Source organism: Nocardioides stalactiti (assembly GCF_014180715.1).
In the GTDB taxonomy this organism is placed as follows: domain Bacteria; phylum Actinomycetota; class Actinomycetes; order Propionibacteriales; family Nocardioidaceae; genus Nocardioides; species Nocardioides stalactiti.
Window position 1 is genome coordinate 1 of sequence record NZ_JACEFC010000143.1, and the last position, 9,018, is coordinate 9,018.

At 71.8% G+C, this 9,018-nt stretch carries 9 protein-coding genes; 1 reads left to right on the forward strand and 8 read right to left on the reverse strand.

Annotated elements, in window-relative coordinates; translation table 11 throughout:
• Positions 1-308: 308 nt before the first annotated feature.
• The 8 genes from H0487_RS20025 to H0487_RS20060 all read right to left on the reverse strand — a co-directional run bounded on the left by H0487_RS20025 (position 309) and on the right by H0487_RS20060 (position 7,701).
• Positions 309-833 carry a hypothetical protein gene (locus H0487_RS20025; RefSeq protein WP_183095996.1) on the reverse strand — a complete coding sequence of 175 codons (525 nt, stop codon included), beginning with the start codon at positions 831-833 and terminating at the stop codon, positions 309-311.
• Between the two features lie 35 nt (positions 834-868).
• Positions 869-1,045, reverse strand: a complete 177-nt coding sequence (locus H0487_RS20030; protein WP_183095997.1) for a hypothetical protein — start codon at positions 1,043-1,045, stop codon at positions 869-871.
• Between the two features lie 324 nt (positions 1,046-1,369).
• The gene (locus H0487_RS20035; protein ID WP_183095998.1) at positions 1,370-2,785 is read right to left on the reverse strand and encodes a 13E12 repeat family protein; all 1,416 of its coding nucleotides are present in this window, start codon (positions 2,783-2,785) and stop codon (positions 1,370-1,372) included.
• A gap of 56 nt (positions 2,786-2,841) precedes the next feature.
• On the reverse strand, positions 2,842-3,183 hold the full coding sequence (locus H0487_RS20040; RefSeq protein ID WP_183095999.1) for a DUF1801 domain-containing protein: 342 nt from the start codon (positions 3,181-3,183) through the stop codon (positions 2,842-2,844).
• A 33-nt stretch (positions 3,184-3,216) separates the two neighbouring features.
• Positions 3,217-4,911 carry a hypothetical protein gene (locus tag H0487_RS20045; protein ID WP_183096000.1) on the reverse strand — a complete coding sequence of 565 codons (1,695 nt, stop codon included), beginning with the start codon at positions 4,909-4,911 and terminating at the stop codon, positions 3,217-3,219.
• 45 nt (positions 4,912-4,956) lie between these two features.
• On the reverse strand, positions 4,957-5,334 hold the full coding sequence (locus tag H0487_RS20050; RefSeq protein WP_183096001.1) for a cupin domain-containing protein: 378 nt from the start codon (positions 5,332-5,334) through the stop codon (positions 4,957-4,959).
• Positions 5,335-5,390: 56 nt separating this feature from the next.
• A complete protein-coding gene (locus H0487_RS20055; RefSeq protein WP_183096002.1) occupies positions 5,391-6,722 on the reverse strand; it encodes an adenylate/guanylate cyclase domain-containing protein in 1,332 nt (443 codons plus the stop codon).
• Between the two features lie 226 nt (positions 6,723-6,948).
• The gene (locus tag H0487_RS20060; RefSeq protein WP_183096003.1) at positions 6,949-7,701 is read right to left on the reverse strand and encodes a glucose 1-dehydrogenase; all 753 of its coding nucleotides are present in this window, start codon (positions 7,699-7,701) and stop codon (positions 6,949-6,951) included.
• Positions 7,702-7,779: 78 nt separating this feature from the next.
• Here H0487_RS20060 and H0487_RS20065 point away from each other — a divergent pair, with 78 nt between their 5' ends.
• Positions 7,780-8,865, forward strand: coding sequence for an NAD(P)H-dependent amine dehydrogenase family protein (locus H0487_RS20065; protein ID WP_183096004.1), 1,086 nt, complete (start codon positions 7,780-7,782; stop codon positions 8,863-8,865).
• Positions 8,866-9,018: the final 153 nt, after the last annotated feature.

Below are 9,018 nucleotides of genomic sequence, written 5' to 3' on the forward strand. Positions count from 1 at the left end.
CGGCACGCAAACCGCAAGAGAGCCACACCCACAACCGCGGGTGGGCAGCCGCAAGAAGAGCATCCCGCCGAGCACCTGGACCGAGTCTGGCCGGACGCCGGTCCTACGGGAATCGTCTAGTAGCCGCGAAGGTCCCCCTCCCCAGCCACGTCCGCAGGTGGGACCTCACCCGTGGAGCGTCGTGCGTCTCGCCGATGACCTTGCCACTCGCACCGCGCCGCAGCTCGACCTCGCGGGTGCCGCTCGGGGTGGTGAGCGCGGCAGGGCCGTGCCGCCGGCCGGACCCTAGGCCGCGCGGAACCCGCAGGTCACCTCTCCAAGGGCAGAGCCAGGCCTCGCCAGCGGCCACGCGGGACAGCGTTCCATGCGCCGAGCTTCGCTCGTTGGTCGACGATGTCCTCGACAGCGTCGAGGGCTCGCAGGATCTCGGGTGGTGGGGTCGCTGCGGAGATGCGGAGCCGGAGGTGGTGCGGGTCGTCGTACTCGATGAGCTCGAGGCTCGCGTGGTCGACGTGCATGTCGGCGGGTGGGACGTCGCGGACGATGGTGATGCCTTCGGCGATGTAGCCGGCGAGGCGGCGTTCGATGCGGCGCCGTACTTGGTCGGCCCGGCGGTTGTGGCGCTCGCGGTCGCAGCCGTCGGCGGCACACCCCTGCGGCAGCCGCGGGCCGATGACGGCGTGAACGGTCACCGCGGCGCAGTGGTCGCAGCGGAGCCACGCACACGACCGCGGCAGGTCAGGATCCTGGGCTTCCTTCGGCGGGGTGCCGCGGTAGGACTTCGCGACCGTGCGGACCCGGCCGCAGGTGCAGCACAGCGCATCGTTCCGCACCCGGCGACCGCGCCGACCGTCAATACGGTCGCCGTTCACAGCCGGATCCAGGTGCGGCCGAGCCACACGTCGGCGCAGGTGGCGCAGTCCTCGGGGCTGGCGTCGTGCGCCTCGTCGATGTCGGCGGGGTCGCTCGCCGGGATCGAGAGGACGATCCCGCAGTACGTCCGCACGTCGCCGCCGACAGCGCTCGCGGCGCGGTAGGCGTCCAACGGGAACAGGTGGGTGCGGGAGCGGCGGTACTCCCTGATCGACGAGGGCTGGGGAACGGGCGCCCCGACAAATTCGCGCGAAGCCTGACGGGCAGTAGAAAATGCAGACATGGGCTGGGTGCTCCTCTGTTAGCACTCGGTTCCTAGGCCTCGGTCGGTGTTACCGCACCGGCCGGGGCCGCCCTCATCTCTGGGAGGGGTACGGCGAGTGTCGCCCTGGCGGCCTGTGGAGTTCAACGAATCCGAGGGCGTGTCGCGACGGGTTGCCCGCTCGGCCCGCGAACCGTCCACAGCCTCCGCCGCGAAGATCCCCGCCCTCCCCCGTCACGTCCGCGGGTGGAACCTCACCGGTGGTCCGTCGTACGTCTCGCCGATGACGTTGCCGCTCGCGTCTCGAAGCAGCTCGACCTCGCGGGTGCCGCTCGGGGTGACGACGCGCGCGAGCCCGTGGGGCGTGATCCAGCGGTAGCCGCCGAGGCCGAGCTGGCGTACCTGGTAGCGCTGATGGGTCTTGACCCGGTGGTGGGCGCGGGTGAGCGGGCAGTCGTTGAGGTCGCCGGTCTGGCCGGGTGGGCCGTCGCCCCCGGAGCGGTACGGCGTCGCGTGGTCGTGGTCGAGCCGGCGGTAGCCGAGGTTCGTCGAGTGGGGGAAGGCGTCGCCGAGCATCCGCAGCAAGGTGCGGTGCTTGATCCGCGAGGGGTGCTCGTAGCCGTTGACGGCCTCGATCTCCCGCAGGTCGATGACCGGCTGCAGGGCGACGTTGCGGTGCTGGAGGAGCTCGGTGACCTGCTCCAGCAGCATCGGCCCCAGGCCCTCGGCGCGAGCCACCCCATCGGCAAGGCCACCGAGGACGAGGTCGGAGACATGGACGTAGAGGGTCGCGGGGCGTTGGGTGGGCTTCGGCGGCGTGACGGGTTCGTCCTGGTCGTCGGCGCCGTGGACGGCATCCAGGAACGCGGCCGCCGCGTGAGGGTTGGTCAACAGCTCGACCGCCTTGGTCTCGAGCTCCCCCCGCGTGATCGTGAGCTGCTCCTCCGCCGACAGCTGGGCATGGAGGGCGTCGGCGACCTCCCCCACGGCCGCGTCGAAGTCGATCGCCGCTCCGACGGGAAGCTTGAGGGTGACCCGGCGCGTGGCCGGTTCTCCGTCGATCGGGTCGGTCGCATCACCGGGCCGCGCCCGCGACAGTCGTACGCCGCACCGCGCCGCGTCCTCGGCCAGCCGCGCCCGATGAGCCTCGACGTCGGCCTCGATCACCTTGGCCTCGGCGATGGAGATGATCCGCGCGGGCGCCTGGGCGACCGAGGCCGCGACCGCCCGGTCGACGATGCCGACCCGGTCGTTGCTCAGCGCACGCGACATCGACGCGACCCGACGCGCCACCCACACCGGCAGCCGCAGCGCTTCGACGGCTGCCCAGACCTGGGGCAACCGATGGCGCAGGTCGAGGGCGTCGGCGGCGAGGCGCTGCATCGCGATCACGCCCGAGTGCCGCGCGATCGCCAGCTCGGCCCAGCACAGCTCCTGCACGAGCGGCGTCCCCTCACCGCCGAGCGCGACCAACCGGTCGGAGCCCGGCGTCCGCGGCTCCCCCGGCGCCCCGGGCTCGTCGCTGTGGAGGTCGGCCCACCGCAGCGCGAGACGGAGCACGTCGACGTCGCGCTCGCGCTGCTCCCGGGTCACCGTCTGCGCATGCGAGAGCACGGTCGTCGCATCGAGGTCCAGCAAGCCCGAGATCATGGGGACACGCTGGCACGGAGGTCCGACACAACCCTCCGGCACAAACTCCAGCGCGGTCAGCTCCGGTTGAGCGCGACGGCTTCCTTGATCAGCGCGGTGAACGCCTCCCGGTCGAGATCGTCGCCCTCGAAGGTGTCGACCGCGCGCCGGGTGCCGGCGTCGAGGCTCGCGTTGAAGAGACCCGCCGGGTCGTCGAGCGAGGCGCCCTTGGCGAAGGTCACCTTCACCTTGTCCTTGTAGGTCTCGACGGTGCAGATCAGTCCGTCACAGGAGAACGTCGGCACCCCGTCGGGGTTGGACGCCTTGCGCCACTTCGCCTCCTCGACCACCCCGGGCTCCGCCCGGAAGATCAGGCCGCGCACCTCGTCGACGAGGTCACTCCGCCAGTCAGCACTCATGGGGGGACGGTACTGCGCATCGTCGGCGACCGGTCAGAGACGCCACTCGACCGGCGCGTCCGGGTCCGGCTCGTAGCAGCAGCGCAGGCCGGTCCGGACATAGGTGGTGAGGTGCCGGGCGACCACCGGGTCGGCTGCGTGCACCGCGTCGAGAGCCGCGGCGATGGCCTTGCGGACGGTGACCCGGGCCCGCTCGGCGGTGCTGCCCGTCGTCCGGGCGCGGCCCCCGAGGCCGGTCGCGGCCGAGACCTCCGCCAGCAGTGCGGTGCGCTCCGCTGCCAGCGCCTCGCCGCGGGCGGCGTCACCGGCAGCGTCCGCTTCGTCGAGCTCGGCGTCGAGCTCCGTCAGCCGCTTCCGGTACGACGCCAGCGCCTGCGGGTCGGCGACCTCTCCCAGCCCGCCCTGGACGACGGTCTCCGCTCCCCCGGCCAGCTGCACGGCGCCCACCTCGACCCGTGGCCGGGACACCAGGTGGTGCAGGTGCTCGAGACCGCGGCGCGCAGGGACTGCGGTCTCGGTGTCGCCGCGGCCGACCAGCCAGACGCCGGCCGGTCCCGTGCGCAGGGTCATGGTCGGCGTCGGGGTGGACGGCGACGACCGGTCCGTCGCGAACGGGTGGGAGGCCTCGAGGCGTTCCCGCCACCAGCGCGCACCGATGCGCTGGTAGGTCTCCAACGCCTTCTCGCGCAGCGCCACCGCCCGTTCGTCATCGCCGAGCCGCGCGCACGCCCGCGCCAAGGTGTCGTCGGTGACACCGTGGAACATGACGGCCCCGGAGTTCACGACCGCACGGCCGGCGTAGGGCATCAACAGCGGAGTGACCGCCTCCAGCAGCGGATCGAGGCGGAGGGCGAGCGCGACGTCGAGGAGGAGGTGCAGGACGAGGAGGTAGTTGTGATCCCGCGGCAGCTGGCCGAGGACCCGCGCGTCGAACGCCGCCGCGAACCGTCGTGCGTCGTCCTCCCGCCCCCACTGGAGATGGATCCACGCCAGCTCGGCGTACATCTCCCGGACCCCTTCGCTCTCGGCGAGCGCCTGGATCTCCTGGAGCCGCGCGAGCGCCTCCTCGTCCCCGTCCCCGGCCAGTGCGGCGCCGTAGCAGACCATCCCGGTCACGACCATCGGCCCGTCGGCGAGCTCGTCGGCGACGTCCGCGGCGATCGCGACCAGCGCGGCCCGGGTGTCGAAGCGCCCGCGCATCAGGTCGAGCATGAGGCGGCGCGACGCCGCGAAGAAGAGCGCCTTGCGGGACTCCTCGCCGAGCCGCTCGAGGGCCCGCAGCTGCCGGTTGAGCTCGGCGACGTCGAGGGTCTCCGCCGCCACCGTCAACAGCCACAGGTGGGCCTGGAGCCGGGCGTCGACGTCGCTGAGGTGGGCGGTGACGTCGGCGAGCTTGCCGGCCAGGTCCACCCGCACCTCGAGCTCGTCCGGCCCCCAGTGGGTGGCCAGCGCCGCGTCGAGCGCGTCGGCAAGGGCGACCGGGTCGGCGCTGAGCTCGGCGTGCCGCACCGCGGCGACCGCGAACGGGACGGCGCGGTGCCGCTCGCCGGCGTAGGCCCAGCAGCGGGCCAGAGCGGCACCGAGCAGGGCGCGATCGAGGTCGACCGTGCTGGCGTCGTACGCCTCGAAGAGGACCGCGGGGATGCGGCCCGGCTCGGTGCCGAACACATAGGTCCCGGCGAGGTCGAGCGCCGCCTTCGTGCGCGCGTCGACCTCGCCGGTGCTCATGTCCGTCATCGTGGCACCAGGGCCACGCGGGCGTCACCGGTCGGATCAGCCGATCCCGGCGGTCTCCAGGTTGCCCTCGACGACGGCGATCGTGTGGTTGAGCTCCTCGGTCGGGCTGAACTCGACGAGGTTCGTGCCGGCCGTGATGACCGGGACGTGTCCGGGCGGTGCGAAGTAGGCGTCACCCGCGCCGTACGTCTCCTCGCGGTCGGCCCACCGGAAGGTGATCTGGCCGCTCTGGACGACGCCCCAGTGCGCGCACTGGCAGCGGTCGTCGGGAAGGCCGCGGAACAGCGGGGTCAGGTCCGCGTCCTCGGCCCACGCCTCGAATCCGACGGTGTAGTCCTCGAGCTCGGTGTAGCGACCCTGGACCATCGGCAGGTCGATGGCGACCGGGGTGGTCATCTTGTTGGCACTGGGCATGGTGTCCTCCTGGGGTGGTGGGAGCTGGTCTCACCCCGGAGGCGTGATTCCTCGCGTCACACCGTGACCTGGTGGACCCGCCACCGGTCGGGGATGCCCTTGAGCTCGTGCTCCCCCCGATCGGCGAAGCCGATCCCGGAGCCGGCAACCAGGTCCTTCACGGTCCCGGACACCAGTACCTCGCCGGCGCCGGCCAGGGCGCCGACCCGCGCGGCGATGTGGACGGCGATCCCGGCCACGTCGTCCCCCACCAGCTCGACCTCGCCGGTGTGGAGGCCGACCCGGATCTCGATGCCGAGCGGCCGGACGGCCTCGGTCATCGCGCGGCCGCACCGGATCGCGCGCGCCGGACCGTCGAACGTCGCCAGCATCCCGTCGCCGAGCGTCTTGACCTCCTGGCCACGGGCCCGGCCCAGCTCGCGGCGGAGCACGTCGTTCTGCGCGTCGAGCAGCGCCCGCCAGGCCTTGTCCCCCATCGCCGACGCCCGCTTCGTCGAGTCGACGATGTCGGTGAACATCACCGTGGCCAGCACCCGGTCGACCTCGACCGTGCGTCGTACGCCGGTGAGGAACTCCTCGACCTCGTCGAGGAGGGCATCTCCGTCCCCGGCGAAGATGGAGTGGTCGACGCCCTCGAGCTCGACGTAGGTGGCGCCGGGGATCTGACCGGCCATCCACTTCGACGCCTGGTAGTTCACCGCCCGGTCGCCCCGGCGATGGAGCACGAGCGTCGGCGTCTCGACGACGGGCAGGACTGCACGGACGTCGATGTCCAGGAACATCCGGAACAGCTGCTCGAGCATCGCCGGGCTGGCGGAGTAGCGCTGGAGCTTGGCGTACAGCTCCCGCGCCAGCGGCACCTCGGCGATGCTCGGCGCCATGATCTCGAGGACGGCGCCCTCGTAGAGGTACGGCGCCATCTCCCGCGACGACTCCAGCAGCGCCTCCGCGGGCGCCGCCCAGGGGTAGTCCGGCGCCCATGTCGATCGCGCCATCCCCCCGTAGAGCACGAGCCCTCGGGTGGCCGTGGGATAGGTCGCTGCGAAGAGCAGTGCCATCGGCACGCCCTCGGAGATGCCGAAGAGGACGGCGCGCTCAGAACCTGCGGCATCCATGACCGCGCGGACGTCGTCCATCCGCTCCTCGAGCGTGGGCACACCGACGACCGGGTCGGACAACCCGCTGCCGCGCTTGTCGAACATGATCAGGCGCGCGAACGACGCGACCCGCTCGACCAGGTGCGGGACGGTCGGGATCTCCCAGATCATCTCGACGTGGGAGATGTAGCCGGGCACGAGGACGATGTCGATCGGACCGTCGCCGATGACCTGGTAGGCGATCGAGACGTCACCCGACCGGGCGTACCGGGTACGCGCCGGCGTGATCATCCTCGCGCCTCCATGACGCCAACCTAGCGGTGCGCGGCGGCGCGCGCGGGCTCCGAAGCCTCCCGTGTGGGGGAGGCAGGGAGCGGGTACCGGGCCCGCGTCGGCGTCGTCTTCTCGGAACGGAGCCTCCGATGCCCCCCTGCAATTGTCATCCGGACTTCCACGAGCTCGGAGTGCATCATCCTGACTACCTGCCGTCGCGCCGGACCAGGTCCCGGCCCTCCGGTCAGATGTTGGTGGGGATGTGCATGACGGTGCCCCCGTCGACCACGAACTCCGCGCCGGTCGAGAACGACGACTCGTCGCTGGCGAGGAACAGCACGAACGCCGCGACCTCCTCCGGCTGGCCCGCCCGGCCGAGCGGGATCGGGATGAGGTTCTCCGGCATCTGATCCGTGGCCGGGGTGCTGATCCGGCCCGGGTGGATCGAGTTCACCCGGATGCCGTGCGGCGCGAGCTCCATCGCGAGCGACTTGGTGAGGCCGGTGAGTCCCCACTTCGACGCGACGTAGCCGTGCGCCCACGGCGTGCCGCGCAGCCCCTCGATCGAGGACGTGTTGATGATCGACCCGCCACCGGCCGCGATGATCGCGTCGGCCGCGGCCTTCGCGCCGAAGAACGCCCCGGTCAGGTTGACGTCGATCATCTGCTGCCACTGCGACGCCTTGTAGCGCTGGAGCTGCCCGCCGTTGAAGATGCCGGCGTTGTTGAAGAGCACGTCGAGCCTGCCGAACTCCGCCACGGTGAAGGCGACCGCTGCTGCCCAGTCCTCCTCGGACGTCACGTCGAGGTGGACGTACCGGGCGCTGCTGTCGCCGAACTCCTGGCAGAGCTCCTCGGCGAGCGCCTTGCCCTCGTCGTCGAGGAGGTCGCCGATGACGACCTTGGCCCCCTCCGCCACCAACATCCGGGCGCTGGCGCCCCCGATGTTGCGAGCGCCGCCGCTGATCAGCACGACCTTGTCCTGGACACGTCCCATGCGGGAAACATACCAATCCGGTAGAACATGTTCTAGATTTCGCTGAACACGTGTCCAGTTTCACCCCGGAGGGGATCCATGACCATTCGAGTCGCCCAGGTCGCGACCGGCAACGCCGGCAAGCTCACCCTGCGCCAGCTGATCGACGACCCCCGCTTCGAGCTCGTGGCCGTCTCCACGTCGAACCCGGCCAAGGTCGGCAAGGACGCCGGCGAGCTGGCCGAGGTCGAGGTCATCACCGGGATCGCCGCCGTGGGCGACCTCGACGCCGTCATCGCCGCCCGCCCCGACTGCGTCGTCTACTGCGCGATGGGCGACACCCGACCGGTCGAGGCGACCAAGGACGTCCAGAAGCTGCTCGAGGCCGGGATCGACGTCGTCGGCTCCGCCCCCGGGACCCTCCAGTACCCGTGGGGCACGATGGCGGACAAGGTGATCGACAAGGTCGAGGCGTCCGCCCGGGCCGGCGGCGCCACCCTCTACATCACCGGTGTCGACCCGGGCTTCGCCAGTGACCTGGTCCCCCTCGCGCTGGCCAGCACCTGCCAGCGGGTCGAGCAGATCAAGTGCTTCGAGCTCGCCGACTATGCGACGTACGACGGCGCGGAGGTCATGTTCGACCTGATGGGCTTCGGTCACCCGGTGGACTCGACGCCGATGCTGTTCCTGCCCGGCGTGCTCGGCCTGGCGTGGGGCACCGCGATCCGGATGATGGCGAAGGGACTGGGCGTCGAGGTCGACGAGATCGTCGAGCACTGGGAGGCCGAGCCCGCCCCGGAGTCCTACGACATCGCCGCCGGCCGGATCGAGAAGGGCACCATCGCCGCGCTCAAGTTCTCGATCACCGGCATGGTGGACGGCCACCCGGCGATCGTGGTGGAGCACGTGACCCGTACTCGCGACGACCTGCGCCCCGACTGGGCCCGCCCCGGGTCCGGCGGCGGGGCCTACCGGGTCGAGATCACCGGCGAGCCGAGCTACGTCGTCGACATCGTCCCGAGCAGCCACCACGGCGACCACAACCACGCGGCGATCGTCGCCGCGTGCGGCCGGATCGTGAACGCGATCCCGGACGTCATCGCGGCCGAGCCGGGCATCCGCACGACGCTCGACCTGCCGCTGCCCACCGGGCACGGCACCTACCGCGCGCCCACCCGCCCCTAGGCGAACGCCGGGGCGACGTACGCCGCCACGAGCGCGCGCTCGTCCCCACCTGCCGGCCACACGACGAGGCTGAGGACGACGCGCACGACCCACTCGCCCGCCCGCGGCGAGTCGGCGCCGGTCAGGCTCGCCGCGAGCGCCTCGAGGTCGGCC